1 protein-coding gene is annotated in these 440 nt (G+C 42.5%); it reads right to left on the minus strand.

Annotation, left to right across the window (positions count from 1 at the left end; translation table 11 throughout):
* A partial coding sequence (locus V7149_RS07460; protein ID WP_335345022.1) for a PfkB family carbohydrate kinase occupies positions 1-439 on the minus strand: 439 nt, incomplete at its 3' end.
* Position 440: the final 1 nt, after the last annotated feature.

A 440-nucleotide genomic window follows, 5' to 3' on the forward strand; every position in this document is an offset into this window, starting at 1 on the left:
CCCCATTTTCTTTTGCAATTTCCACCGCTTTTTCTACCCCTTCTAGTGGAATCTCAAGCTGTAGAATGAGAATATCACTGGATGCAATTGTATCTCTTTTTGATTCAACGAACGCTGCTGTCACATGTTCGTTAGCTGCCGGAACGACAATAATACTATTATCTTGATTAGATACAATAATCGTAGCCGTTCCCGTTGAACCTGTAACCGGTTCCACATTGCTTACATCAACACCTTGGTCAGATAGATGTTGAATAAGCTCTTTCCCAAATGAATCATTCCCGACACATCCAATCATGTGCACATCTGCCCCTAATCGGGCTGCTGCAACTGCTTGGTTTGCGCCTTTCCCCCCAGGATTTGTTTGAAATCGATTTCCTAATAGTGTTTCGCCTATTTGGGGGACTTGATCAGTTATCGTCACGAAATCCATATTAATG

Origin of the sequence: Bacillus sp. JJ1503, from assembly GCF_036965125.1 — a bacterium.
In the GTDB taxonomy this organism is placed as follows: Bacteria; Bacillota; Bacilli; order Bacillales; family Cytobacillaceae; genus Cytobacillus.